The following is a 25,479-nucleotide window of genomic DNA, read 5'->3' as shown; positions in this document are numbered from 1 at the left end:
AACCTGACCGCGCATTTTGCCGATGCCCGGCAGAACCAGACGTTCTTCGGCGTCAGTGCCGACGAGTCTCAAGCCTCGGGGATCCGCCCGTACAACGCCGGTGGTGGCTTGCAGAACGTGGCGCTGACCCAGAGCTTCGAATTTCCCCTGGCGCCGCAATGGTCACTGCTGACGAGCGCGAGCTGGATTCACCTGACGGGGTCGGCGGCGGATAGCAGCATTGTCAAAGCGGTCGGGGATACCCATCAGGGTGGAGTGCAGGCGGCGGTGGCTTACAAGTTTGAATAGAAAGGTTCATTGGCTGGTCTGACGCCATCGCGAGCAGGCTCGCTCCCACAGGGTGGAATGCAGTCCAATGTGGGAGCGAGCCTGCTCGCGATGGGGCCCTTGAGATCACTGAAATCTAGGTTTCTTCACCTTCAGCCAGCAACGCAATCCCCCCCATGATCACCGCCACCCCCACCCAGTGCAGCACGCTGATCTGCTCGCCCAACCCCAGCCAAGACCCAAGCAAAACCCCGACAAACACCAGCGAACTCAGTGGAAACGCCAGCGACAGGCTGCTGCGTCGCAATATCAGCATCCACACGAAAAACGCCCCGATGTAACAGGCGATCGCCAGCCACACCCCAGGATTCACCGCTACGGCCATCAGCCACTTCAGGTTGAAATCCATCTGCCCCAGTTGATCACCGCCCACCTTCGTGGCGATCTGCCCGGCACTTTCAAAAGCGATCAACAGCGCCCACAGCACGATGGTGCCCAAGCGCTCATGCAGCCAGTCGGTCTTGCCTCTGATCATCGATTGAGCCTCATGCATGGGCGACACACACGAGCATCACGCCCGCCGTAATCACTAAAGTGCCGAGCCAGCGCCGACGACTCACGGTTTCACCGAGGATCAGTTTGCCGGCCAGCACCACGCCGCAATACGCCAGCGCCGCCGCCGGAAACAGCAGGCTCAGTGGCGCGCGGGAGAGGGCTTCGAGCCAGACAAAAAACTCGATCACGTAGGCGCCGATCCCGCACCACAGCAGCGGCGCGTTGAACACCTGGCCCCAGAACGCATTCAGGCGAAAACCGCCTTCAAGTTCCGGCAAGCGGTCGAGTCCGAGCTTGAAACAGAGCTGGCCAATGACGTCCAGCACGATGGAAAACGCCACCAGCACAATCACGGTAAGGGTCATGGGAAGAGCTCCTCGAACAGCTCGATCAGTGCCTGATTGGTGGTCGAGTTACGCAGCAGATCGTCTGCGCTCCAGCGCTCCGCCGGCGGCTGGTCGGCCTTGGCTTCCCAGCGTTTGAAGGCGTTGCTGAAGGCGGGGCGGGCGTATTCGCCGCAGATGTCGATGCCGAGGATCCGCTTGTTCGCGGCCAGCACGCGTATCGCTTGCAGCAGATGGCTCAGGCGCATGCCGCCCTGATCCCAGTTGGTCGCCGCGTCTTCGCAGGCCAAGACGTCTTTGTCGATGGTGATCCACACCGCCTCGGTGGGCAGGCTGGTGATCAACTGATCGAGAAACACCGGCCAATCCAGCTCGGCGAGGTTGCGCCAGTGCAGCTGGTTTTCCAGTTGCTGATGCCCGGCGCCATCGCCGACCCGGCCCCAGACTTTCGAGGGCGGATGCTGCCACGGAAACAGCTGCAAGACCCCGCGTTTCAGGGCACTGAGGTTGCCGCCCTTGAGCTGTGGATTTTGCAGGTCATCGCTGCACGGGCCGAGGGTGACGATGCGCTGGACGTTCGGCAGTTTCAGCGCCTGGTTGACCCACGAACCGCAGTGTCGACGCGGGGCGAAGTGGACCCAGTCGGGGTGATTGTCGAAGTGGATCAGGCTCACCGGCACCGGCAAGTCAGTGAGAAAGGCCGGGGTCAAGTGGTGGTAATCGCCGGAGCCGACGAAGAAGATTTCCGGTTGCGGGCCGCTGTGGCGCGGACGTTGTTGCAGGCGTTCGGCGAAGCGGCGCCAGGTGCGTTCGCTGGACCAGAGCCGCAATTTCGGGCCGAGGTCGAGCAAGTCCAGGCGTTTCGCGCGGCCGCTGTCGAGCAACCGTGCGATGGGGGCCTGGGCTGTCAGGCTGTGGTCGAGATCTAAAATGTTCAAGGTCGCAATTCACCCTTGGCAGACCCTCCCAGACACCGGCTCCATCCATCATGAAGGCCGGCCGAGGGGGCTTTTGGGGGTAAATGCAAGGGGCGGGCCAGCCTCCAGTCTCGAAACACCCCAATCCTGTAGGAGCGAGGCTTGCCCGCGAATGGTCCGCAGCGGAACAACTGATGCACCGCGTTATCGTTCTTCGCGGGCAAGCCTCGCTCCTACAGGATTGGGGTGTTTAGGTCTGGAAGCGAACCCAGACGCTGACGAGGATCGTCGCCGCGATCAACCACGCCACCGCCGCCACGGCGAGCGAAGCCTCCAGCCGCATCCGGTCGACCATCACGTACAACGTCGCCAGATAGATGAAGTACGGAATGATCGACCACATGCCAAACACAATCGTGGTCTTCAAGTTGTCCAGCGAGCGACCCTTGCCGACGATGTAGTGCGCAATCAGCGCAAAGGTCGGAAACAGCGGCACCAGGCCGGCGATGTAATAGTTTCTGGTCTTGGCCAGCGCAGCGAGGATCAACACCACCGCCGCACCCAGGGTTGCCTTGAGCATCAGGTCCATCAGTGGCTCAACCCGTACTTCTTCACTTTGTCGAACAGCGTGGTTTTGGCCATGCCCAGTTCCAGGCTGGCCTGGGTCAGGTTGCCGCCGCTGCGTTGCAAGGCGTCGCCGAGCAGGTTGCGCTCGAAGGCTTCCACCGCTTCGGCGAAGGCCAGGCCCTGATTGCTGCCGCTGGCGCCCGACTTCTTGAAGGCCGGCAGACCGAGGGCATACCGCTCGGCAACGTTGCGCAGTTCACGGACGTTGCCCGGCCAGTCGTGGCTCATCAGGTTCGACACGGTCTGGTTGTCCAGCTCCGGCACGGCACGGTCAAAACGCAAGGACGATTGCTGCAGGAAGTGCTCGAACAGTTGCAGGATGTCTTCGCGGCGCTCGCGCAGCGGCGGCAGTTCCAGGGTCACCACGTTCAACCGGTAATACAAGTCGCTGCGGAATTCGCCGGCCTTGCTCGACTCGTCGAGATCGGACTTGGTCGCCGCGATCACCCGGCAATCCACCGCCACGCTCTGGTTTGAGCCGAGGCGTTCCAGAGTGCGTTCCTGCAACACCCGCAGCAGTTTGATCTGCAACGGCAGCGGCATGCTTTCCACTTCGTCGAGGAACAGCGTGCCGCCGTCGGCGTGTTCGATCTTGCCGATCCGCCGCTTGCCGGCGCCGGTGAAGGCGTTGGCTTCGTGGCCGAAGATTTCACTTTCGAACAGGTTCTCCGGCAGACCACCGCAGTTCAGGGCGACGAACTGTTTGGTGTGACGCCGACTGAAGTCGTGCAGGCAGCGCGCGACCAGTTCTTTACCGGTGCCGGTTTCGCCTTCGATCAGCACGTTGGCCGAGGTATCGGCGACGTTGGCGATCAATTCCCGCAGGTTCTGCATGGCTGGCGAACGACCGATGATCCGGCCTTCCAGGGAATCCCGTTCCGCCAATTGCCGGCGCAGCGAAGAGACTTCCCGGGCGAGGCTGCGTTGCTCCAGCGCACGACGGGCGACATCCACCAGCCGTTCGGGGGAGAAAGGTTTCTCCATGAAGTCGTAGGCGCCTTTCTGCATCGCGCCGACGGCCATGGAAATGTCGCCGTGGCCGGTGATCAGCACCACCGGCAGGCTGCGATCACGGGCCTTGAGCCGGGTCAGCAATTCCAGGCCATCGATGCCCGGCAGGCGAATGTCGCTGATGACGATGCCGGCAAAGTTGTCGCCGACCCGCTCCAGCGCTTCTTCGGCGCTGCCCACGCCGACGCAGGGAATGTCTTCCAGGGTCAGCGCCTGTTGGCAGCCGAGCAGCACATGAGGGTCGTCTTCGACGATCAGCACACTAAGGTCGTTGTTCATATTGGCTCGGCTTGAAGGGGGCTTACCAACGGTAAACTGAGGACGAAGGTGGTACCACCGCTGGCCGGGTGTTCGACACCCAGGTGTCCGCCGGTGGCGGCGGCCAGGCTGGCGGACAGGGTCAGGCCGAGGCCCAGGCCTTGCTCGCCGGGTTTAGTGGTGAAGAACGGTTCGAACAGATGCTTGCGCGCTTCGGCATCGATGCCGTGGCCGTTGTCGCGTACTCGCAGGCGATACTTGCCGTCGAACGCTTCGCCTTCGAGCCACAGTTCCGGTTGGGGTTGCGACTGCATGGCGTCGAGGGCGTTACCGATCAGGTTGACCAGAATCTGCTCCAGGCGGGTCTGGTCAATCTGCACCTGCACGTCGGCGAACTCACGATGCAAGTGCAGAGGGACACTTTCCACGCGTCCACCGAGCAGTTGCAACGCGGCGTCCACCGCTTTGCCGAGGCAGGCCTGGCCCTTGTCGTCGCCGCGCCGGGCGAAGGAGCGCAGGCTTGCGGTGATCCGGCCCATGCGATCGATCAATTCGTTGATGGTCTTGAGGTTGGTGCTGGCCACATCCAGTTGCCCGCGCTCGAGAAAGCGCACGGTGTTGCCGGACAAGGTGCGCAGCGCCGCCAGCGGCTGGTTCAATTCGTGGGCGATGCTGGTGGACATCTGGCCGATGGCCGCGAGTTTTCCGGCCTGCACCAGTTCATCCTGGGCGCGGCGCAAGGTCTCTTCGGCCTGACGGCGTTCGCGGATCTGGCCCTTGAGCCGTTCGTTGCTGGCGCGCAGGTCGGTGGTGCGTTCGGTAATCCGACGCTCCAGTTGATTGTTGGCTTCCTGCAAGGCTTCCCGGGCGGCGAGACGGGTGGCGATCACCTTGCGGCGCTCGTTCCAGGCGATCAGCAGGAACGCCACCAGGGCAAACGCCACGGCCACCAGAATCCCCTGATTGATCGCTTCGCGACGCAAATCCTGCAGCGGCGTGAGCAGGGTGAAATTCCACGGAGTGTCGCTCAAGGGACGGGTTTGCGAGAGGTAACTGATGTCCTCTTCGTCGGACTCCACTTCACTGTTGGCCGGGAAGGTCAGTTTTTCCTCGCCTTCGGCCAGTCTTTCCCGGGCCAGCGGTTGCAGCTCGTTCAGTGGAAACCAGTAGTACTGAAGGCTGCGGGCGAGTTTTTCCTTGGTCTCGTCGCTCAATGGAACGACTGATTTCAGCCGTCGCGCCGGATCGCTGGAGAGAATGATGATGCCATTTTCGTCGCTGACGAAGGCTTCCAGGCGCGCGCGCTGCCAGCGTTCTTCCATGGCTTCGAGGCGGACTTTGACCACCGCGACACCGATGATCTTGCCGTGTTCTTCCAGGCCATGGGCCAGGTAATAACCGGGTTCGCCGTTGGTGCTGCCGATGCCATAGAAGCGACCCGGCTGGCCGCGCACGGCGTTCTGGAAATAGGCGCGAAAGGACAGGTCTTCACCGAGATAACTGTCGACGTCGCGCCAGTTGCTGGTGGCCATGACACGACCGGTGGTGTCCATCACGTAGATGGCCCGACTGCGGCTGCGCCGGTTCAGGCCTTCGAGGTATTCATTGACCGTTTGCCGGTGTTCCGGCGACGGGTCGGCCAGCAGCTTCGAAACGCTGGTTTCGAGTTCCAGCAGGCTGGGCAGGTAGGTGTACTTGCTGATCTCGCTCTCGACGGCGCGGGCGTGCAGTTCGAGCTGACGCTGGCCGTTCTCGCTGAGGCTGCGGATCCCGTAGTGCTCGCTGACCCAGAAGCCGAGGTAACCCAATCCGATCATCAGGGCGATGACCAGTGGCGGCAGGAACAAGTGGCGGATCAGACGGGGTTTCACGACGAGTGATGGCGGCGCTGCGCGATAGAGAGTGGGGTCGCATTTCATCACAGATGCCTTGGGTCAACCACAACACAAATCTGAAGCTTTGCACTGCCCCCTGTAGGAGCCAGCTTGCTGGCGAAGGCGACCAGTCAGACACACCGTGTCGTCTGAATCGCCGGCAAGCCAGCTCCTACAAGGGGAGCGGTGTTTTTTAGTGCTGCAGAATCTTGTTGAGGAAGTGCTGGGTACGCTCGGCGCGGTGGCTGATGTCGCCGAAGAACTCCTCTTTCTTGCAGTCTTCGATGATTTTGCCGGCGTCCATGAAGATCACCCGGTCCGCCACTTTACGGGCGAAGCCCATTTCGTGGGTCACGCACATCATGGTCATGCCTTCGTGGGCCAGTTGCACCATCACGTCGAGCACTTCGTTGACCATTTCAGGGTCGAGCGCGGAGGTCGGTTCGTCGAACAGCATGACGATCGGGTCCATCGCCAGCGCACGGGCAATCGCCACACGCTGTTGCTGACCACCGGAGAGCTGGCCCGGGTGCTTGTGAGCGTGTGCCGAGAGGCCGACGCGCTCCAGCAGTTGCAGGCCTTTCTTGGTGGCTTCTTCCTTGCTGCGGCCCAACACCTTGATCTGCGCGATGGTCAGGTTTTCGGTGATGGTCAGGTGCGGGAACAGCTCGAAATGCTGGAACACCATGCCCACGCGTGAACGCAGCTTCGGCAGGTTGGTCTTCGGGTCCGCAATGGACGTGCCGTCGACCACGATGTCGCCTTTCTGGAACGGTTCCAGGGCGTTGACGCATTTGATCAGGGTGGATTTGCCGGAGCCGGACGGCCCGCACACCACGATCACTTCGCCTTTTTTGACCTCGGTGCTGCAGTCAGTCAGTACCTGGAAGTCGCCATACCACTTGTTGACATTCTTGATAGAGATCATACGGCAAACCTTTTTTGCAGACGCTTGACCAGCAGCGAGGCGGCAAAGCTGATTGTGAAGTACACGAGACCTGCGAAGATCAGGAACTCATTCGAGCGGCCGATGATGTCGCCACTGGCACGCGAGGCATTGAGGAAGTCCACCAGGCCGACGGCATAGACCAGCGAGGTGTCCTGAAACAGGATGATGCTCTGTTGCAGCAGCAGCGGGGTCATCTTGCGGAACGCTTGCGGCAGGATGATCAGGCGCATCATCTGGCCATACGACATGCCCAGGGCCTGGGCAGCGCCCATCTGGCCTTTGGGAATCGACTGCACGCCAGCGCGGACGATTTCGCAGAAGTACGCCGCTTCGAACATCATGAACGCCACGATGCACGAGGCGAATGCGCCGATCGGTGTGTCTTCGCCGGTGATCCAGCGCAGCACGAACGGCACCGCCAGGTAGAACCAGGTGATGACCAGCAGCAGTGGAATCGAACGGAAGTAGTTAACGTAGGCGCCGGCGATGTTCGACAGCAGCTTGCTGTGGGACAGGCGCATCAGCGCGAGGATGGTGCCGAGGATGATCCCGCCGACGACGCCCAGCGCCATCAGTTGCAGGGTCATGATCATGCCGTTCCACAGGCCCGGCAGGGACGGGATGATGCCCGAGAAGTCGAATTCCATCATTTACCCCCTACGGAGATCAGGCCCGGTACGGCCACTTTCTTCTCGACCAGGCGCATCAGCAGCATCAGGCTCATGTTCAAGGTGAAGTAGATCAGGGTCGCCAGGGTGAACGCTTCGAACAGGTTCGCGGAGAACTCGGCGGTCTGTTTGGTCTGTGCGAGCAGCTCCATCAGGCCGATCAGCGAGGCGACGGAGGTGTTCTTGAATACGTTCAGGAATTCCGAGGTAAGCGGCGGAATGATGATCCGGTAGGCCTGGGGCAGCAGCACGTTCCAGTAGATCTGCGGCAGCTTGAAGCCCATGGCGCGAGCAGCGGATTCCTGGCCTTTTGGCAGTGCCTGAATACCGGTGCGCACCTGTTCGCAAACGCGAGCCGTGGTGAACAGGCCCAGGCAGACAACCACGCTGAGGAACGCGGAGGTGGTCGGGTTCAGGTCCTGTTTGTACCATTCCTGCAGGTCTTGCGGCAGCAGATCGGGCACCAGGAAGTACCAGATGAACAGCTGCACCAGCAGCGGTACGTTACGGAAAAGTTCGACGTAGCAGGTGGCGATGCCCGATACGATGCGGTTCGGCACGGTGCGCATGACGCCCAGGATCGAGCCCAGTGTCAGGGCGATGATCCAGGCCGCGATGGCGATGCCGATGGTCCAGCCCAGACCGGACACGTACCAGTCGAAATAGGTCTCGCTGCCCACGCCGGTGGACTTGAAGAACACGCCCCAGTCCCAGTTGTAATTCATTAGGGTCTCCCCTCAGTTCAATCGATGTGCAAGTGCCCGCTTGGGGGAAGCTCCGTTCCCGCCTGACCTTTTCGATCAGGCACACGCTCCCGGCTCGACAGCCACCGGTTCGAGTGTTTCCAAAAAATACCAGCAGGAAGTGACCACCTCCTGAAAGGGCGACGGCCCTCTCAGGAGATAAGGTTAGTCAGAAAATCAGGACTTCTTGTCGTCAGCCGCTTTATCAGTCGGATTGGCGATCAGGGCCTTGAGCTCGTCGCTCATCGGGAAGTTCAGGTTCAGACCTTTTGGCGGGATTGGCTGCATGAACCATTTGTCGTAGATCTTGTTGATCTCGCCCGACTTGTAGGTTGCCACGATGGCGTCGTCTACAGCCTTCTTGAACGGCTCGTCGCCCTTGCGGACCATGCAGCCGTAGATTTCGTAGGACTGTGGAGTGCCGGTCACGGCCCAGTCAGTTGCCTTCTTGGCTTTGGCTGCTTCACCTGCCAGCAGGGCGTCGTCCATCATGAAAGCCACGGCACGGCCGGTTTCCAGCATCTGGAAGGATTCGCCGTGGTCTTTGGCGGAGATGACGTTCATACCCATCTGCTTGTCGGCGTTCATCGCCTTGAGGATGCGTTCGGACGTGGTGCCGGCGGTGGTCACGACGTTCTTGCCGGCCAGGTCAGCGAAATCCTTGTACTTGGAGTCTGCCTTGGACAGCAGGCGAGTACCGATTTCGAAAATGCCGACGGAGAAGTCAACTTGCTGCTGACGCTCGACGTTGTTGGTGGTGGAACCGCACTCGAGGTCCACGGTGCCGTTCTGCACCAGCGGGATGCGGGTTTGCGAGGTCACCAGGTTGTATTTGACCTGGAGATTCGGCATGTCGAGGTCTTTTTTCAGGGCTTCAACGACTTTCAGCTGAATATCGTGGGAGTAGCCAACCGGTTTGCCGGAAGCGTCCGCGATATAGGAAAACGGAATGGAAGCGTCACGATGCCCGAGGGTGATGGTGCCGGACTCTTTGATCTTCTTCAGTGTGCCGGTGAGTTCGGCAGCGAAAACTGGAGTGGTAATCAGAGCTGCAGCAATGGCTGCGCCCAGGATATGGGGAACGATGCGCATCAAATTTTCCTCGACATTGTTTTTTTTATGGAGCCAGTTCATCGGCCCTTTTGTGCTTCGAATGTCTGTCGGCTTCTTAGGGTCCGCGCAACAAGCATTCGTCCAAGAGTGTAGAGCATGACTCGTGCCAGACCAGTCGATACAGGCTAAAGTATTGATTTATAATGAGATTAAATATTTGTGGCGCGTTTTTTGGAGTGAGATAGTCCGGTTAACCGAATAGACCGATGAGTCGCGTTCGGAAAACCGAATGCCGGACGCACGCTAACCTTGTAGGAGCTGGCTTGCCGGCGATGGCGTCCCTTAGATAGGTGCAAAAGCCAAGGGCCTCATCGCTGGCAAGCCAGCTCCTACAGGGGATTGATGGTGTTTCCCGAATAGCAAAAAGCCCCTGAATCGTGAGATTCAGGGGCTTTCGTTCAAGCGGATTGCCGATCAGGCCGCTTCAATCTTGCTGCGGTTCTGCTCCACCTTGCTCAGATACTCCGCCAGCGCTTGCTGCTCGGCCGGGGTGGTGAACAAGCCCAGCTTGCTGCGACGCCACAGAATGTCGTGCGCCGTGGTTGCCCACTCTTCGCTGCACAGGTAATCGACTTCGCGGGTGTAGAGACCGCCGCCGATGTGCTCGCCCAGGTCGCTAAGGGTTTGCACGCCTTCAAGCATGCGCCAGGTGCGGCTGCCGTAAGTGGTGGCCCAACGACGGGCGATTTCGGTCGGCACCCAGTCGAACTGGTCACGGATGCGCGAGCTCAGCGCCTGCGGGGTGGTCATGTCTTCGCCGCCCGGCAGGGTGGCGCTGGCGGTCCAGCTCGGCTTGATGTGCGTGAAGTAAGGCGCCAGTTGCGCCAGCGCCGACTCGGCCAGTTTGCGGTAGGTGGTCAGCTTGCCGCCGAACACCGACAGCAACGGCGCTTCTTCGCCCGTGCCCGAAAGCGCGAGGGTGTAGTCGCGGGTGACGGCCGACGGGTTGTCGGATTCGTCGTTGCACAGCGGACGAACACCGGAATAGCTGTGCAGGATGTCGTCGCGGCTGATCTGCTTCTTGAAGTGGGCGTTGACCACTTTCAACAGGTAATCGGTTTCGCCTTCGGTGATCGCCACTTTAGCCGGATCGCCGGTGTATTCACGGTCGGTGGTGCCGATCAGGGTGAAATGGTTCAGGTACGGAATGGTGAAGACGATGCGCTGATCTTCGTTTTGCAGAATGTGCGCGTGATCACCTTCGTACAGTTTCGGCACGATCAGGTGACTGCCCTGGATCAGGCGGATGCCGTACGGCGATTCCATTTTCAAATCATCACGAATGAACTTGGCAACCCATGGGCCGGCCGCATTCACCAGCGCCTTGGCGCGGATCGAAAGCAGGCTGCCGTCGGCGCGTTCCAGGTGCAGATGCCAAAGGCCTTTGGTTCGACGGGCGCTGACGCAACGGGTCTGGGTGTGCACATGGGCGCCGTTCTCGCGGGCCGCCATGGCGTTCAGGACCACCAGGCGCGCGTCGTCGACCCAGCAATCGGAGTATTCGAAGCCTTTGGTGATTTCGCTTTTCAACGGGCTGTCCGGGCCGAACTTCAGGCTTTTCGAACCTTCCAGTTTTTCCCGTTTGCCCAGGTTGTCATACAGGAACAGGCCGGCGCGGATCATCCAGGCCGGACGCAGGTGCGGACGGTGCGGCAGGACGAAGCGCATTTGCTTGACGATGTGCGGCGCCTTGGCCAGCAACACTTCGCGCTCGGCGAGGGCTTCGCGGACCAGGCGGAATTCGTAATGTTCGAGGTAGCGCAGGCCACCGTGGATCAGTTTGCTGCTGGCCGACGAGGTGTGGCTGGCCAGATCATCCTTTTCGCAAAGGAACACCGAAAGACCGCGACCGGCGGCATCCGCTGCAATCCCCACGCCATTGATCCCGCCACCGATGACGGCGATATCGTAGACCTCGGCGAGTGGGGGCGTAGGCAAGGTAGAAGTGGGCATCGGCTGGCCTCGGTTTTTTTGATTGTCGATATTGGATTTCGAACATTAATGTTCATTTGCGAAAATGGTAGCCCATAAAGCCGCCCACAGCCAGTTAACTTCGATTGAAAATACTGATCGAAGGGCCGTTAAAGGAAAATTTACGAACATTTAAACAGGCGATAGAGAGCAAGAGATGTGTTGCTTCGACGATCGTCATCGCGAGCAGGCTCGCTCCCACAGGGTTACGCTAAACCTGTGGGAGTGAGCCTGCTCGCGATGGCGTCGGTATGAACGACTAAGATGTCAACGGTGTTTAAACGACTTCCAACCGAATCTTGTGCTGACTCAACAACTGCGCCAGCGCCGGCACTGGCTGTTGATCTGTCACCAGGCAATCGATCAAGCTGATCGGCCCCAGGCGAATCATGGCATTGCGCCCGAATTTGCTGGAGTCCGCCGCCAGAATCACCTGCCGCGCATTGGCGATGATCGCCTGCGACACCCGCACTTCCTGATAATCGAAGTCCAGCAGGCTGCCGTCTTCATCAATACCGCTGATACCGACGAGGGCGAAGTCGACCTTGAACTGGTTGATGAAGTCGACACTCGCCTGGCCGACCACGCCACCGTCGCGCCGCACATTGCCACCGGTCAGCAGAACGTCGAAGTCGTCCTTGGCGCTGAGCATCGAAGCCACATGCAGGTTGTTGGTGATGATCTTCAGATGGTTGTGGTTGAGCAGCGCCCGTGCGATCGATTCGGTCGTGGTACCGATGTTGATGAACAGCGAGGCGTGATCGGGAATCTGTGCGGCAATGGCTTCGCCGATACGCTGCTTTTCATCGCGCATCTGATCGGCACGCATGGCGTAGGCGGTGTTTTCGACACTGGAATCGTAGGCTGCGCCACCGTGGTAGCGACGCAATAAATTGGATTCCGCGAGCTGATTGATGTCGCGGCGGATGGTCTGCGGTGTAACGACGAACAGCGTGGCCATTTCCTCGATGCTGACATAGCCGCGTTCGCGGACCAGTTCGAGGATTTGCTGCTGACGGGGAGGCAGATTCATGGGGCTTCCTTTGGGCTGCCGTGCAAAATTTGCCCATGATGCCGCAGGAATCCGCTCCCGACCAGTTACAACCGGATACGAGTCCGGTCCGTGGCTTATTCAGCGCCTTCGTGCGGTTCCCAATCACGAGTGCGGCTGACCGCTTTTTTCCAGCCGGCGTAGAGTTTTTCCTTGGCGGTTTCGTCCAGTGTCGGCTCGAATTCGCGCTCGATTACCGCCTTGCCGCGCAACTCCTCCAGGCTGCCCCAGAAGCCACACGCCAGACCGGCCAGGTACGCCGCACCGAGTGCGGTGGTTTCGCGCATTTGCGGGCGCTCAACCTGAGTGCCGAGGATGTCGGCCTGGAATTGCATCAGGAAGTTGTTTGCCACCGCGCCGCCATCCACACGCAATGCTTTGAGGCGTTCGCCGGAATCCTGTTGCATGGCGTCGAGCACGTCGCGGGTCTGGTAGGCAATCGACTCCAGCGCTGCACGAATGATGTGATCCACGCGTACGCCGCGAGTCAGTCCGAACAATGCGCCACGGGCATACGGGTCCCAGTACGGAGCGCCCAGGCCGGTGAAGGCTGGCACCAGGTACACGCCGTTGCTGTCCTTGACCTTGTTGGCGAAGTATTCGGTGTCGTGCGCGTCGTTGATGATTTTCAGTTCGTCACGCAGCCACTGAACGGTGGAGCCGCCGTTGAACACCGCGCCTTCCAGCGCGTAGGCCACTTCGCCACGCGGACCGCAAGCGATGGTGGTCAGCATGCCGTGCTTGGACTTCACCGCTTTGTCGCCGGTGTTCATCAGCAGGAAGCAGCCGGTGCCGTAGGTGTTTTTCGCCTGGCCTGGCTCGACGCACATCTGGCCGAACAGGGCAGCCTGCTGATCACCGGCGATACCGCCGATGGCGATGCCGCTTTTGGTGTGGCCGTAGATTTCTGACGAGGATTTAACTTCCGGCAGCATCTCGCGCGGAATATCCAGCACCTCCAGCATCTTCGCATCCCACTCCAGGGTGTGGATGTTGAAGAGCATGGTGCGCGAGGCGTTGGTGTAGTCGGTGACGTGGACTTTGCCGCCGGTAAATTTCCAGATCAGCCAGCTGTCCACGGTGCCGAACAGCAGTTCGCCTTTGCGCGCACGCTCGCGGCTGCCTTCGACGTTGTCGAGGATCCACTTGAGTTTGGTGCCGGAGAAGTACGGGTCGGTGACCAGGCCGGTGGTGTCGCTGATGTATTGCTCGTGGCCGTCACGTTTGAGCTGCTGGCAGATCTCGGTGCTGCGGCGGCACTGCCAGACGATCGCGTTGTAGATCGGGCGGCCGGTGGTCTTGTCCCAGACCACAGTAGTTTCGCGCTGGTTGGTGATGCCGATGGCCGCGACCTGGTCGTGATGCAGGCCGGCTTGCGCCAGGGCCTCGACCATCACGGCGCTTTGGGTGGCGAAGATTTCCATCGGGTCGTGTTCGACCCAACCGGCTTGCGGGTAATGCTGGGCGAATTCGCGCTGGGCGGTGCAAACCACGTTCGCGTCGCGGTCGAAAATGATCGCGCGGGAGCTGGTCGTACCCTGATCGAGGGCAATGATGTAGTTCTTATTCTGAATGTCGGTCATGTCGATTGCCTTGGACGAAAAAAGGGAGTGAGGTCAGGCGCGGGACCAAATGGGCAGGATCACGCGCCTACGGTATCAAGAAGTTCTTGGTTTGCCGTCAATGGCCGGTGTTGCGTCCTTTGTAGCAGGTTCGGCGCTGGGCAGATGACGGGCAATCAGCCCGCGATACGCTGCAGCACCGAGGCAGGCACCGACAATCGGTGCAAAAATCGGGATCAGGAAATACGGGATATCGCGGCCACCAGTGAAGGAAATTTCACCCCAGCCAGCGAAGAAAGTCATCAGTTTGGGACCGAAGTCACGCGCCGGGTTCATCGCAAAACCGGTCAGCGGGCCCATCGAGCTGCCGATCACCGCGATCAGCAGGCCGATCAGCAGCGGCGCCATCGGCCCGTTTGGCAGACCGTTGTTGTCATCGGTCAGGGACATAATCACGCCCATCAGGACGGCGGTGATGATCACTTCAACCAGGAAGGCCTGGGCCGTGGACAAGACCGGGTTGGGGAACGTGGAGAACACCGACGCCAGTTCAAGGCTGGCTTGAGTGCCACGAACCATATGGTGAGTTTGTTCGTAATCGAAGAATAGATTGCTGTACAGCGTGTAAACCAACAACGCGCCGCAGAAGGCGCCGGCCACCTGGGCAAGAATATAGAACGGCAGTTTGCGTTTTTCGAAGTCAGCGAAAATGCTCAGCGCGATGCTTACGGCAGGATTGAGATGAGCACCCGAAACCCCGGCGGTCAGGTAGATCGCCATGCTGACGCCGACGCCCCAGATGATGCTGATTTCCCACAAGCCAAAGCTGGCACCCGCGACCTTGAGCGCGGCAACGCAACCGGTACCAAAAAAGATCAGCAGTGCAGTGCCCAGAAACTCGGCCATGCATTGGCTCGAAAGCGACGGTTGTTGTAAAGCAGTTGTCATTGAAAACCTCTTTGTTTTTGTTGTCTGGCGCTTTTTTCGTCATGGCCAAAGCGCGATTTTCACCAGGGCAGGATCCCCATCCTGTTCCTGGCTTACTGCTGGGTACTGCGTTGTCACGTTGTACTGTATTCAGATTCGAAAAAATATAGACAAGAAACACTGCTGTCAAAGGTCGAAAGTGAACTGTCGGTCACAATGCAACTATTAGTCACATGAATGATCGTTTTGTTTGGCGTACCGGACGAACTCTGACGAGCGGTAAAGAATCGCGCCAAGTGCTGGAAACGCTGCCGTGATAGAGCCTTTTATGGAGCAATGTCCTAGAATCCAGCGCAGTATTTTTTCTCTGCCGCCCAGTCTGGAGCTGTCATGACCCCCGCATTGGATTTGTTGAAAAAAGTTCGTGCCGAACATCGCGTGCACAGTTACGAACATGATCCGAAGGCGGCGTCTTATGGGTTGGAGGCCGCGGAGAAACTGGGGCTGGACCCGGCGCAAGTGTTCAAGACGTTACTGGCGGCCAGTGAAAAAGGGGAATTGCTGGTGGCGGTGGTGCCGGTCGTCGGAAGTCTGGACTTGAAGGGCCTGGCGCATGCCGCCGGGGTGAAAAAAGTCGAAATGGCCGACCCCGCCGCCGCGCAGCGCTCGACGGGTTATCTGTTGGGCGGTATCAGCCCGCTGGGACAGAAAAAGCGCCTGCGCACGTTTATCGATAATTCGGCCCAACCCTTTGCCAGCATTTTCGTCAGTGCCGGTCGACGTGGCCTGGAAGTGGAACTGGCCCCCGCGGTACTGGCCGAACATACCCAGGCCAAGTTCGCCGATATCGGCCGCGCCTGAATCAGGGAGAAGGTTATGCAGCTTGAGTTCCATCAGGTCGACGCGTTCAGTGAGCGACCGTTCAGCGGTAACCCGGCGATGGTCTATCGCCTCGATGCGTGGCTCGCCGATGAGTTGATGCAGAAAATCGCCGCTGAACATAACCTCGCCGAAACCGCCTTTGTGGTGCGTGAAGGGCAGGGTTGGCACATCCGCTGGTTCACTCCGACCACCGAGGTGCCTTTGTGTGGGCATGCCACCCTGGCCAGCGCTTATGTCTTGTTCGAGATCTATAAAGAGCCGGTCGAACGCCTGGACTTCATTTGTAAGTCCGGCCTGCTGAGCGTGAGTCGTGAGGGCGGTCGCTTGTGGCTGAATTTCCCGGCAATCGTGCCGTCTGCAGTCGGCGTGACCCTAGATGTCGAACGCGCCTTGGGCGTCGACGTGGTCGATGTGTTGGGTTCGAATGAATTATTCGTGGTGCTGGAGTCGGAACAGGCCGTGCTCGACTGTCAGCCCGACATGGTCGCGTTGGCCAAACTGCCGTGGCCGGGTGCCATCGTCACCGCCAAGGGCAGCAAGCATGATTTTGTGTCGCGGTACTTCGCGCCGGCGATCGGTATCAATGAGGATCCGGTGACCGGTTCGACCCATTGCAGTTTGATCCCGTATTGGTCGAAGCGTTTGGGCAAGTCGAGCCTGACGGCGTATCAGTGTTCGAAGCGAGGCGGGGAGTTGTTCTGTCGGCTGGAAGGCGATCGGGTGAAGATCGGCGGGAATGCGACGCTGGTTGCGAGCGGAATGCTGATCCTCGGTTAACCCCAATCCCGTAGGAGCGAGGCTTGCCCGCGAAGGCGTAGTGTCAGGCAATGCAAATATCGACTGACACTACGCCTTCGCGGGCAAGTCGGATCGCCGCACCGCTCGCTCCTACAGATTCAGGTATCAGCTGGCAGTGCTGTAACGCCGAACGCCGGATTCGACCGTAGGAATCTGCGCGGCGATGCTGCCGGACGCCTGGAACAACACCAGGTGTTCAGCGGCAACCCGAATGCCAACTTCTGCACCGACCAGATGATCGGCATGGCTCGGGAAAATCGATTCCAGCTGCGCGCCGGTGGGCATCTGCAACCGATACAACGTCGACGCACCCTGGAACGACTTGCCGACAATCCGCGCCTTCAAGCCACTGTCCGGTGCATAAACGATATCGTCCGGGCGCAACAATACGTCCACGGCGCCACCAATCGGCCAGGTGTAGGCCCGATTGCCGCGCAACTCACCCAGCTCGGTCTGCACCGATTCCGGGCTGCTCAGCTGACCACGAATGAAGTATCCCTGACCGATGAAACTGGCCACATAGGGCGTCAGCGGTTCGTGATACAGGTTGTAGGGCGTGTCCCACTGTTCCAGGCGACCTTCCTTGAAAACCCCGACATGATCGCTTACCGCGAAAGCTTCTTCCTGGTCGTGGGTCACCAGAATCGCGCTGGTGCCACGGGCCTTGAGGATGTCGCGCACTTCGTGGCTGAGCTTGCGCCGCAGTTCGCCGTCGAGGTTGGAAAACGGTTCGTCGAGCAGCAACAGTTGCGGTTCCGGCGCCAGGGCGCGAGCCAGGGCGACACGCTGTTGCTGACCGCCGGAAAGCTCGTGCGGAAAGCGTTTGCCGAGGTTTTTCAGGTTGACCAGTTCCAGCAGCTCTTCGGTCACACGATCCTTTTGCGGATGCTTGCGAATCCCGAACGCGATGTTTTCCGCCACGCTCAAATGCGGAAACAGCGCGTAATCCTGGAACACCATGCCGATCCGGCGTTTCTCCGGCGCGAGGGTGAAGCCGGCGCTGGAGATCGTCTCGCCCGCCAGGGTGATTTCACCTTCGTGCACCGGTTCAAAACCGGCAATCGCCCGCAGCGTCGTGGTTTTGCCGCAACCCGAAGAACCGAGCAGGCAACCGATATCACCGGCATTCAAATGCAGGTTGAGGTTCTGCACGACGCGCTGGTCTTGATAGCCGCAAGCGAGGTTGCGCAGGTTAAGCAGTAATGGCTGGCTCATGCGTGGTGGTACGAAGGCGGAACGAGAAACTCGAGCAGGGCCTTTTGTGCGTGAAGACGGTTTTCCGCTTGATCCCAGGCGACTGAGCGCGGGTCATCGAGCAGGTCGAGGCTGATTTCCTCGCCACGGTGGGCGGGCAGGCAATGCATGAACAGCACGTCATCGGCGGCCAGGTCCAGCAGGGCACGGGTGACCTGGAACGGTGCGAACAGCTTCAGGCGCTTGGCGGTTTCCTCTTCCTGGCCCATGGAGGTCCAGACGTCGGTGCTCACCAGATGCGCGCCGCGCACGGCGTCCTTCGGATCCCGGACTATGGTCACCCGGTCACCGGCGCTGGCCACGAACTCAGGATTGGGTTCATAGCCTTCAGGGCACGCAATGCGCAACTGGAAGTCGAACTGGATCGCCGCTTCTATATAGCTGTTGCACATGTTGTTGCCGTCGCCGATCCAGGCAACGGTCTTGCCCTGGATCGAGCCGCGATGTTCGAGGAAGGTTTGCATGTCGGCCAGCAACTGGCACGGGTGCAGGTCATCGGACAGGCCGTTGATCAGCGGGACGCGCGAATTGGCGGCGAATTCGGTCAGGGTGCTGTGGGAAAACGTACGGATCATCACCGCATCGAGCATGCTCGACATGACAATGGCGGCGTCGCCGATCGGTTCGCCACGGCCCAGTTGCGTGTCGCGCGGCGACAGGAAGATTGCCTGGCCACCGAGCTGGATCATGCCGGCCTCGAACGAGATCCGGGTACGGGTCGAGGACTTCTCGAAAATCATCCCGAGCACGCGGTTTTTCAGGGGCTCGAACAGTACGCCGCGGTTACGCAGGTCTTTGAGCTCAACGCCTCGACGGATCACGCTGACCAGCTCTTCGGGCGTGCAATCCATCAGGGAGAGAAAGTGCCTTGCGCTCATCATTGACTACCTTTTTGCTACAAACCGCAGATGCTCAAAGCCTTGTTTAACTGGAAAACGGGCGAGACCTGCGGCGTAAGCCGCACAGGGCGACGAAATAGGGGAAGGCGCGATCTTATAATTAAATGTCGCGTCTTACCAATAGGGCTACGGTTTTTAGGGGATTTCAGAGGGGCTATGGGGTGACCGCAGTAGCGCTTTTGAAGCCTGTTTCCTGACAGCAGCTGCTCATTTGTACACTGCGGCTGCGGGGCTTTGCAATCAAACAGGGCGGGCATGGTGTGCTGATGGTCGGTTTCTGACCCGGCATTCCAGCCCGCTGATGGCAATGTGCCTCGTTTGTAACACTTGCTAATGCAATGTGCTGGGTTATAACTAAGTCACGAGCGATGCAGGAAGCCTTCGGAATGGAATCGAAAGAACAGCAATTGATGGAATTACTAGGTCTCACGGCCCGCTCACTGACGCATCTCACCGCTTCCATGACCTCAATGTCCTTTGAGCTTTTGCGAAGTAATGACGAGGTGACCAAGGCGGCTGGCCGGCGGATGATCGACCGCATGGCCACCATCAGCACAGGGCTCGACGAGCACTGGCGGCTGATCGGCGAACTCACCGGCGTGCATGTCGCCCACGAACAGATTGAAACCATCCAGGAGATTCAGTTGCAGGCGCCACCGAGGCTGCCGTCGAACTGATCCCGAGCGGTCATCGGCTGGCCTGATGGCCGCCGATTCACAAGACGAACGTCGCTGGCGCAGTGGCGGGGCACGCGCCATAGTTTTGTTCCCGCGGCCGTTATTGCCCGCCCAGAACAAGACAGAGACTGGCCATGACCAAGACTCTCCATCACCGTGCCTGCCACCTGTGTGAAGCCATCTGCGGCCTGACCATCGAGACCACCGAGCTCGATGGTGATGTGCAGATCACCTCGATCAAGGGCGATGCCCTCGATACGTTCAGCCGCGGGCACATCTGCCCCAAGGCCGTTGCCCTGCAAGACATCCAGAACGATCCAGACCGCCTGCGTCAGCCGATGCTGCGCGTTGGCAGCGAATGGCAACCCATCGAGTGGGAAGATGCCTTCAACCTGGTCGCTGAACGCCTGGCAGGGATACAGGAGCGCCACGGGCAGAACTCGGTGGCGGTTTATCAAGGCAACCCCAGCGTGCACAACTACGGGCTGATGACCCACAGCAATTACTTTCTTGGCCTGCTGAAAACCCGCAACCGGTTTTCCGCGACCTCGGTCGATCAGTTGCCTCATCACCTGACCAGCCATTTGATGTACGGCCACGGCTTGCTGTTGCCGATCCCGGATATCGATCACACCGATTTCATGCTGATTCTTGGTGGTAATCCGCTGGCCTCCAACGGCAGCATCATGACCGTACCGGATGTCGAAAAGCGCCTGAAAGCGATACAGGGCCGGGGCGGTAAAGTGGTGGTGGTCGATCCGCGTCGCAGCGAAACGGCTGCGATTGCCGATCAGCATCTGTTCGTCCGTCCGGGTGGCGACGCGGCATTGCTGTTCGGGCTGCTCAACACGTTGTTTGCTGAAGGCCTGACCCGCGACAGCCATTTACCGGTCGACGGCCTGGATGACGTGCGCAAGGCCGTCGCGGCTTTCACCGCCGAAGCCATGAGCCCGTTGTGTGCCGTGCCGGCCGAGCAGATCCGCCAATTGGCGCGGGACTTCGCGGCGGCGCCGAGCGCGGTCTGTTACGGGCGCATGGGCGTTTCAACCCAAGCGTTCGGTACGTTGTGCCATTGGCTGGTGCAGTTGATCAACCTGGTCACCGGCAACCTTGATCGCGTCGGTGGCGCGGTGTGCACCGAACCGGCGGTGGACCTGGTGGCGTCTACCTCGGGCGGGCATTTCAATCTGTGGCAGAGCCGCGTGTCCGGGCGTCCGGAATACAGCGGCGAGCTGCCAGTGTCGGCGCTGGCCGAAGAGATGCTGACCGAAGGGGAAGGGCAGGTTCGCGCGTTGATTACCGTGGCTGGCAATCCGGTGTTGTCGACGCCCAATGGCCGGCAACTGGAGCAGGCGCTTGACGGGTTGGAGTTCATGGTCAGTGTTGACTTGTACATCAACGAAACCACGCGCTATGCCGACCTGATCTTGCCGTCCACTTCAGCCCTGGAAAACGATCACTACGACACCACGTTCAACATGTTTGCGGTGCGTAACGTCAGCCGGTTCAATCGCGCGATCCTGGCCAAGCCGGAAGGCGCGTTGCACGACTGGGAGATTTTCGTCGGGCTGGCCAAGGCCTTTGCCGCGAAGACCGGCAAGGAACTGAAACCGACGATTCCCCCTGCGCAGATGATCGATCGTGGCTTGCGAATGGGGCTGTATGGCGACGCCTCGCCGCACAAGCTGTCTTTGGCGACGCTGTTTGATCAACCGCATGGCGTCGACCTTGGCGCACTGAAATCCAATCTGGCGCCACGCCTGAAAACCGCCAACCAGCGCGTTCAGGCAGCACCGGCGGCGATCCTTGCCGACCTCTCGCGATTTGCGGCGCTGCAAGCACCGGCGGCTGATGAACTGCTGATGATTGGCCGTCGTCACGTGCGCAGCAATAACTCGTGGATGCACAACTATCACCGACTGGTGAAGGGTAAGCCGCGTCATCAGTTGCTGATGCATCCGGACGACCTTGCCAGTCGCGGGCTCAGCGATGGGCAGCGGGTGCGGGTCAGTTCCCGGGTCGGCATGATCGAAGTGGAAGTGCTGGGCAGTCAGGATATGATGAAAGGAGTGGTCAGCCTGCCGCACGGTTGGGGCCATGCGCGGCCTGGCGTGCAGATGACGATTGCCAGCGGCCAGCCAGGTTCCAGTGCCAATGACCTGACCGACGAGTGTCAGCTCGATGAGTTGTCGGGGAATGCGGCATTGAACGGTGTGCCGGTGACCGTAGCGGCGGCTTGATTGAGTCTGTCGGGGAGACCGAGCATGGCGCTCGGCTTTCCGTTACAATGCGCCACCGTGCCGACCCCCGAGTCGGAAAGTTCAGCCGAGGTGCTTCATGGATATCATCGAAACGATTAAAGAGCAGATTGCCAACAACACCATTCTGCTTTACATGAAAGGTTCGCCGAATGCCCCGCAGTGTGGCTTCTCCGCGAAAGCCGCACAGGCCGTGATGGCATGTGGTGAAAAGTTTGCGTACGTGGACATCCTGCAGAACCCGGAAATCCGCGCCAACCTGCCAAAATACGCCAACTGGCCAACTTTCCCGCAACTGTGGGTCGGTGGTGAGCTGGTCGGCGGTAGCGACATCATGACCGAGATGGCTGCAGACGGTTCGCTGCAAAGCACCATCAAAGCGGCTGTTGAAGCCGCCGCTGCTGCCAAGACCGAAGCTTGACCTGCTTTCTGTAGGAGCGAGCGGTTCGGCGTTCCGACTTGCCCGCGAAGGCGTTGTACCTGACACACCGCTTTCGCGAGCAAGCTTCGCTCCTACAACAGCACAGGCACAAAAAAGCCCCGCCTCTTAAAAGAGAGCGGGGCTTTTTATTGTCTTGAATCTAACGGACGCTAACTTACTCGTCGTCGCCCATCTGCGATTGCAGATAGTTCTCAAGACCGATTTTATCGATCAGGCCCAGTTGGGTTTCCAGCCAGTCGATATGTTCTTCTTCGGATTCAAGAATATCTTCGAGCAGTTCACGGCTACCGTAGTCGCCAACGGTTTCGCAATGAGCGATCGCGACTTTCAGGTCGGCATGGCCAGTGCGTTCGATGCGCAGGTCGCACTCAAGCATTTCCTGGGTGTGTTCGCCGATCTGCAGCTTGCCCAGGTCCTGCACGTTAGGCAGGCCTTCCAGGAACAGGATGCGCTTGATCAGCTTGTCCGCGTGTTTCATCTCGTCGATGGACTCGTGGTATTCGTGCTTTCCGAGCTTGTTCAGACCCCAATCTTCATACATGCGCGCATGCAGAAAATACTGATTGATCGCGACCAGCTCATTGGCAAGGATCTTGTTGAGATGCTGGATGACTGTAATGTCGCCTTTCATGATGGGGTCCTGCCCTGTAATAGCTGTCTATAAACCAGAGTTTGAGCCGCACAACTAAGAGTGTCAAACCTAACTTATTGAAACTTAAATGAACATACGAATCATAACTAAGCAGCAGTATCCGGCACTGATCGAGATGATCGACGGTGCAGGATGTGATTGATGAAAAAGGCAGCAAACAAGGCGATGAACGGCGTCATCGGCATATGATAGCGATCCTGGCCGACGATCAGCAGAGCCACGGTTGCAAACAAGGCGGGCGTTACCACCAGCGGATCGAAAAAACGCAAAGGATTTTCCCGGAGAAATATTCCGACGCCAATGAGAGAGAGGGAGAAAATTGCTAACCAATAGGCGGCAGAGCCAGCCTTGAGTATCGGTTGCAATGCAGGAGCTAGCGAGTTCTGGTTCCATGCTATGCCGATGCTTTCGCGATCAAAGCTGTGGGCGACCCGGTTCAGGCATAACCGAAGATAGAGACCTGGATTTTCGCGAATGAAGTCGAGCGCGAGACCTTTGTAATGGTTATCGCGGACTACTTCGTTTTTTGTATTGAGATTTATCTCGGGCACCGACATATAGGCCCCATTTGCCTGGGGGTTATTGCCCATCCACAGATTGATACCGAAATTCGTAGAAATAAGTACCGGCTCGCCAAATAAAGCGCGATTACGCTCTGCCCAAGGAGTCAGCAATATTGCTGCGACGACCAGCGCCAGAATGACGTGCAGAACAGTTTGCGCGGGTTTACGGAAGGGCTGATCCAGAAGCGGTAGCAAAACAATAAGCGGTAGAACCGTCGGCCGCATGAATGCGGCGGCGACCAGAAGAGCAGTCGACAGAACGGTGCGAGCCCAGTGCGGCAACTTCCCCGTACCACGAGCCACAAAAGCCCAGATCACCAGCGTCATGAGAGGCAATTCGCTGTTTGGAACGGTGGTGAAGGCGATCCATGCGGGCCAGAAGGCGAATAGCAGCGCCGCGATGCGTGCGATCGTCCTGTCAAAATACAAAAGGCCGAGTTGATAGATTCCAGCTACCGATATAGAGCTGAGAATCAGGTTGACAAGAATGACTACCCAGCCATGCACGCCCAACAACGCATAAAAGGCGCCGTAAAGGGCGGACGGGCCAACAGGCCAGTAAGCCGTGGCTTCACCACCAGGATAGACATAGCCTCGGCCTGCGGCGATTTCCTGCGCGAAGCTGTGATACATGTTCGCGTCCGATACAGGGCTTACTGGAACCAATAGTCCCCATATCAACCGGATCGCAAAAGTCAGCATCAGAATGGGCAAGACACCTGACTTGAAGCTGGCCTGTGCGAGTAGCCATGTTGTGTTCACCATAAGGAAGGACCACTTATTGCCATGAAGAAGGTGCAGCCCATCAGTGCTACCACGACGATGCTCTGCCAGTCCCGCGCCGCGAAGAGCACGGGGTCTTCATCCACCTCACCTCGCACAGTCTTCATCCACAGGCGTGCAGTCCAATAGAGCATGAGCGAAGGCGCAAACCACAACCATTCGTGCGAAGGATACATGACGGGCACAATCTCGGCCTGCGTGTACATGGCGAGGATCAGAACGCTGATCATGCCGCTGGATGAGCCAAGCGCCAGCACCACCGGCAGATCTTCAGGACGATAACCGCGACCAGGCAACAACTTGACCGAAAAGGCAGTATCCCGCAGCTCCGAGTAACGCTTCACCAGGGCAAGACTGAGGAAGATGAACATGGAAAAAGCGAGTAACCAAAAGGACGGTTTGATATCCGTCGCGGCGGCGCCCGCTATGACACGAATCGAATAAAGGCTGGCCAGTATCATCACATCGACGATCACCTGCTTCTTCAACAGGAAGGAATAGGCAGCGGTCAGAAAATAGTAGACACCGAGCACAACGAGAAAGCGTGGCGGCAATTGCAGCGCAAGTATCAGGGATGAACCAAGCAGCAAGGGGATGGCGGCGATGCCCGATTTCACGGACAAGGTCCCAGCGGCAAAAGGCCGGTTCTTCTTGCGGTGATGCTTGCGATCTGCGGGCAGGTCGAGCAGATCATTCAGCAGATAGACGGACGAGGCGCACAGGCTGAACGAGATGAAGGCAAGGATCGCCCAGAACAATAGTTGCGGATTCGTCACCTGATGCGCCGCTAGCAGGGGGACGAAGACAAGGAGATTCTTCAGCCACTGCTGAATGCGCAGGGCTCTCCACCAGACACGAAAACCACCGCTTGGATCCTCTATAAAATCAATGTCGTGATTGCGATCCCGCGCCGCTTGCCTCAGACCGTCCTGTGAGGAAACCAGAAACGCCCGGCGCGCCCGTGCGAATACGGGCAAGTCCGCTTTGTCGTTGCCGATATAGTCGAAGCCTCGTTCGCCAAAGCGTTCGACGAGCATACTAGCCTTGGCGTGGGAGGAAAGATTGGTGCCTTCGTCGCTGCACAGTACCTCGTCGAAGAGGCCCAGATGGTCCGTAATACCATTGGCGACGCCGGCGCAAGATGCCGTGGCAAGAATGATAGGGCGCTGCGCTGCGCGGGCGGTTTCGATCAGGACTAGCACATCGGTGCGATAGGGGAGGCTAGCTGCATCGATCGTTACTCGCTCGGCGATGCGGTGCTTGAGGCTCGCCTTGCCCTTCATGAGCCAGCCCGGCAGGGAGGCGAGCGAGAGAGGCGAGGTCTTTGCAAGCAACAGAAATGTTTCGAGCAGCATGTCGGTGCGCACCAGTGTGCCATCCAGATCCACGCAAAGCGGAATCGGCGCGTCATCGATTTCGTTCATGTTCGTCATG

The 25,479-nt window shown here is 59.2% G+C and carries 25 protein-coding genes; 6 read left to right on the top strand and 19 right to left on the bottom strand.

Features of this window, described 5'->3' with window-relative positions; translation table 11 throughout:
• Positions 1 to 288: MipA/OmpV family protein (locus tag J4E42_RS19040; protein WP_207285868.1), on the top strand; the 288-nt coding region annotated here is incomplete at its 5' end.
• Between the two features lie 115 nt (positions 289 to 403).
• On the opposite strand, the gene J4E42_RS19035 is transcribed toward J4E42_RS19040, so the two are convergent.
• The 14 genes from J4E42_RS19035 to J4E42_RS18970 form a co-directional block, all read right to left on the bottom strand.
• Positions 404 to 802 carry a transporter gene (locus J4E42_RS19035; RefSeq protein WP_008040850.1) on the bottom strand — a complete coding sequence of 133 codons (399 nt, stop codon included), beginning with the start codon at positions 800 to 802 and terminating at the stop codon, positions 404 to 406.
• A 10-nt stretch (positions 803 to 812) separates the two neighbouring features.
• Positions 813 to 1,187, bottom strand: a complete 375-nt coding sequence (locus J4E42_RS19030; RefSeq protein ID WP_192420029.1) for an EamA family transporter — start codon at positions 1,185 to 1,187, stop codon at positions 813 to 815.
• Positions 1,184 to 2,104, bottom strand: a complete 921-nt coding sequence (locus J4E42_RS19025; protein ID WP_207285867.1) for an arginase — start codon at positions 2,102 to 2,104, stop codon at positions 1,184 to 1,186. The genes J4E42_RS19030 and J4E42_RS19025 overlap by 4 nt, the downstream gene beginning before the upstream one ends.
• Before the next feature lie 229 nt (positions 2,105 to 2,333).
• On the bottom strand, positions 2,334 to 2,663 hold the full coding sequence (locus J4E42_RS19020) for a GlpM family protein (RefSeq protein WP_207285870.1): 330 nt from the start codon (positions 2,661 to 2,663) through the stop codon (positions 2,334 to 2,336).
• A gap of 8 nt (positions 2,664 to 2,671) precedes the next feature.
• Positions 2,672 to 4,000: a sigma-54 dependent transcriptional regulator gene (locus J4E42_RS19015; RefSeq protein ID WP_008040853.1), complete on the bottom strand. Its 1,329-nt coding sequence runs from the start codon at positions 3,998 to 4,000 to the stop codon at positions 2,672 to 2,674.
• Positions 3,997 to 5,898: a sensor histidine kinase gene (locus tag J4E42_RS19010; protein ID WP_008040854.1), complete on the bottom strand. Its 1,902-nt coding sequence runs from the start codon at positions 5,896 to 5,898 to the stop codon at positions 3,997 to 3,999. Before J4E42_RS19010 ends, J4E42_RS19015 begins: the two co-directional genes overlap by 4 nt.
• 148 nt (positions 5,899 to 6,046) lie before the next feature.
• Complete coding sequence (locus tag J4E42_RS19005) at positions 6,047 to 6,781, bottom strand: amino acid ABC transporter ATP-binding protein (RefSeq protein ID WP_008032183.1); 735 nt, start codon at positions 6,779 to 6,781, stop codon at positions 6,047 to 6,049.
• On the bottom strand, positions 6,778 to 7,449 hold the full coding sequence (locus tag J4E42_RS19000; RefSeq protein ID WP_207285866.1) for an amino acid ABC transporter permease: 672 nt from the start codon (positions 7,447 to 7,449) through the stop codon (positions 6,778 to 6,780). The genes J4E42_RS19005 and J4E42_RS19000 overlap by 4 nt, the downstream gene beginning before the upstream one ends.
• Positions 7,449 to 8,195 (bottom strand): amino acid ABC transporter permease, encoded by a 747-nt coding sequence (locus J4E42_RS18995; protein WP_008032179.1) that lies wholly within the window; start codon positions 8,193 to 8,195, stop codon positions 7,449 to 7,451. The genes J4E42_RS19000 and J4E42_RS18995 overlap by 1 nt, the downstream gene beginning before the upstream one ends.
• Before the next feature lie 195 nt (positions 8,196 to 8,390).
• Positions 8,391 to 9,305: a glutamate/aspartate ABC transporter substrate-binding protein gene (locus J4E42_RS18990; RefSeq protein WP_008032176.1), complete on the bottom strand. Its 915-nt coding sequence runs from the start codon at positions 9,303 to 9,305 to the stop codon at positions 8,391 to 8,393.
• 435 nt (positions 9,306 to 9,740) lie between these two features.
• On the bottom strand, positions 9,741 to 11,279 hold the full coding sequence (glpD, locus tag J4E42_RS18985; protein ID WP_207285865.1) for a glycerol-3-phosphate dehydrogenase: 1,539 nt from the start codon (positions 11,277 to 11,279) through the stop codon (positions 9,741 to 9,743).
• A 295-nt stretch (positions 11,280 to 11,574) separates the two neighbouring features.
• The gene (locus tag J4E42_RS18980) at positions 11,575 to 12,330 is read right to left on the bottom strand and encodes a DeoR/GlpR family transcriptional regulator (protein WP_008032173.1); all 756 of its coding nucleotides are present in this window, start codon (positions 12,328 to 12,330) and stop codon (positions 11,575 to 11,577) included.
• 95 nt (positions 12,331 to 12,425) lie between these two features.
• Positions 12,426 to 13,931, bottom strand: coding sequence for a glycerol kinase GlpK (glpK, locus tag J4E42_RS18975; RefSeq protein WP_008032172.1), 1,506 nt, complete (start codon positions 13,929 to 13,931; stop codon positions 12,426 to 12,428).
• Between the two features lie 75 nt (positions 13,932 to 14,006).
• Positions 14,007 to 14,858 (bottom strand): MIP/aquaporin family protein, encoded by an 852-nt coding sequence (locus J4E42_RS18970; RefSeq protein WP_008032171.1) that lies wholly within the window; start codon positions 14,856 to 14,858, stop codon positions 14,007 to 14,009.
• 369 nt (positions 14,859 to 15,227) lie between these two features.
• On the opposite strand from J4E42_RS18970, the gene ybaK reads away from it, so the two are divergent.
• Positions 15,228 to 15,698 carry a Cys-tRNA(Pro) deacylase gene (ybaK, locus tag J4E42_RS18965; RefSeq protein WP_007971306.1) on the top strand — a complete coding sequence of 157 codons (471 nt, stop codon included), beginning with the start codon at positions 15,228 to 15,230 and terminating at the stop codon, positions 15,696 to 15,698.
• A 15-nt stretch (positions 15,699 to 15,713) separates the two neighbouring features.
• Positions 15,714 to 16,496 carry a PhzF family phenazine biosynthesis protein gene (locus J4E42_RS18960; protein ID WP_207285864.1) on the top strand — a complete coding sequence of 261 codons (783 nt, stop codon included), beginning with the start codon at positions 15,714 to 15,716 and terminating at the stop codon, positions 16,494 to 16,496.
• A gap of 126 nt (positions 16,497 to 16,622) precedes the next feature.
• Here J4E42_RS18960 and J4E42_RS18955 read toward each other — a convergent pair whose 3' ends face one another.
• Both J4E42_RS18955 and argF read right to left on the bottom strand, forming a co-directional pair.
• Positions 16,623 to 17,732: an ABC transporter ATP-binding protein gene (locus tag J4E42_RS18955; protein WP_008040856.1), complete on the bottom strand. Its 1,110-nt coding sequence runs from the start codon at positions 17,730 to 17,732 to the stop codon at positions 16,623 to 16,625.
• Positions 17,729 to 18,649: an ornithine carbamoyltransferase gene (gene argF / locus J4E42_RS18950; RefSeq protein WP_032832563.1), complete on the bottom strand. Its 921-nt coding sequence runs from the start codon at positions 18,647 to 18,649 to the stop codon at positions 17,729 to 17,731. Before argF ends, J4E42_RS18955 begins: the two co-directional genes overlap by 4 nt.
• A 407-nt stretch (positions 18,650 to 19,056) precedes the next feature.
• On the opposite strand from argF, the gene J4E42_RS18945 reads away from it, so the two are divergent.
• The 3 genes from J4E42_RS18945 (at position 19,057) to grxD (ending at position 22,026) form a co-directional block, all read left to right on the top strand.
• Complete coding sequence (locus J4E42_RS18945; RefSeq protein ID WP_207285863.1) at positions 19,057 to 19,347, top strand: hypothetical protein; 291 nt, start codon at positions 19,057 to 19,059, stop codon at positions 19,345 to 19,347.
• A gap of 134 nt (positions 19,348 to 19,481) precedes the next feature.
• The gene (locus J4E42_RS18940) at positions 19,482 to 21,587 is read left to right on the top strand and encodes a molybdopterin oxidoreductase family protein (protein ID WP_207285862.1); all 2,106 of its coding nucleotides are present in this window, start codon (positions 19,482 to 19,484) and stop codon (positions 21,585 to 21,587) included.
• Between the two features lie 97 nt (positions 21,588 to 21,684).
• Positions 21,685 to 22,026 carry a Grx4 family monothiol glutaredoxin gene (gene grxD, locus J4E42_RS18935; protein ID WP_008032163.1) on the top strand — a complete coding sequence of 114 codons (342 nt, stop codon included), beginning with the start codon at positions 21,685 to 21,687 and terminating at the stop codon, positions 22,024 to 22,026.
• Between the two features lie 175 nt (positions 22,027 to 22,201).
• Here the strand turns inward: grxD and bfr are convergent, their stop codons facing one another.
• From bfr to J4E42_RS18920, 3 genes are all read right to left on the bottom strand, one after another.
• A complete protein-coding gene (gene bfr / locus J4E42_RS18930; protein ID WP_008032161.1) occupies positions 22,202 to 22,678 on the bottom strand; it encodes a bacterioferritin in 477 nt (158 codons plus the stop codon).
• A gap of 107 nt (positions 22,679 to 22,785) precedes the next feature.
• The gene (locus tag J4E42_RS18925) at positions 22,786 to 24,027 is read right to left on the bottom strand and encodes a glycosyltransferase family 39 protein (RefSeq protein WP_207285861.1); all 1,242 of its coding nucleotides are present in this window, start codon (positions 24,025 to 24,027) and stop codon (positions 22,786 to 22,788) included.
• A complete protein-coding gene (locus J4E42_RS18920) occupies positions 24,021 to 25,478 on the bottom strand; it encodes a UbiA family prenyltransferase (protein ID WP_008036436.1) in 1,458 nt (485 codons plus the stop codon). Before J4E42_RS18920 ends, J4E42_RS18925 begins: the two co-directional genes overlap by 7 nt.
• Position 25,479 lies beyond the last annotated feature (1 nt).

Origin of the sequence: Pseudomonas sp. FW300-N2A2 (assembly GCF_017351735.1) — a bacterium.
In the GTDB taxonomy this organism is placed as follows: Bacteria; Pseudomonadota; Gammaproteobacteria; order Pseudomonadales; family Pseudomonadaceae; genus Aquipseudomonas; species Aquipseudomonas migulae.
Note: the sequence above shows the minus strand (reverse complement) of the source record. Positions and strands in the feature narration are given on the sequence as shown.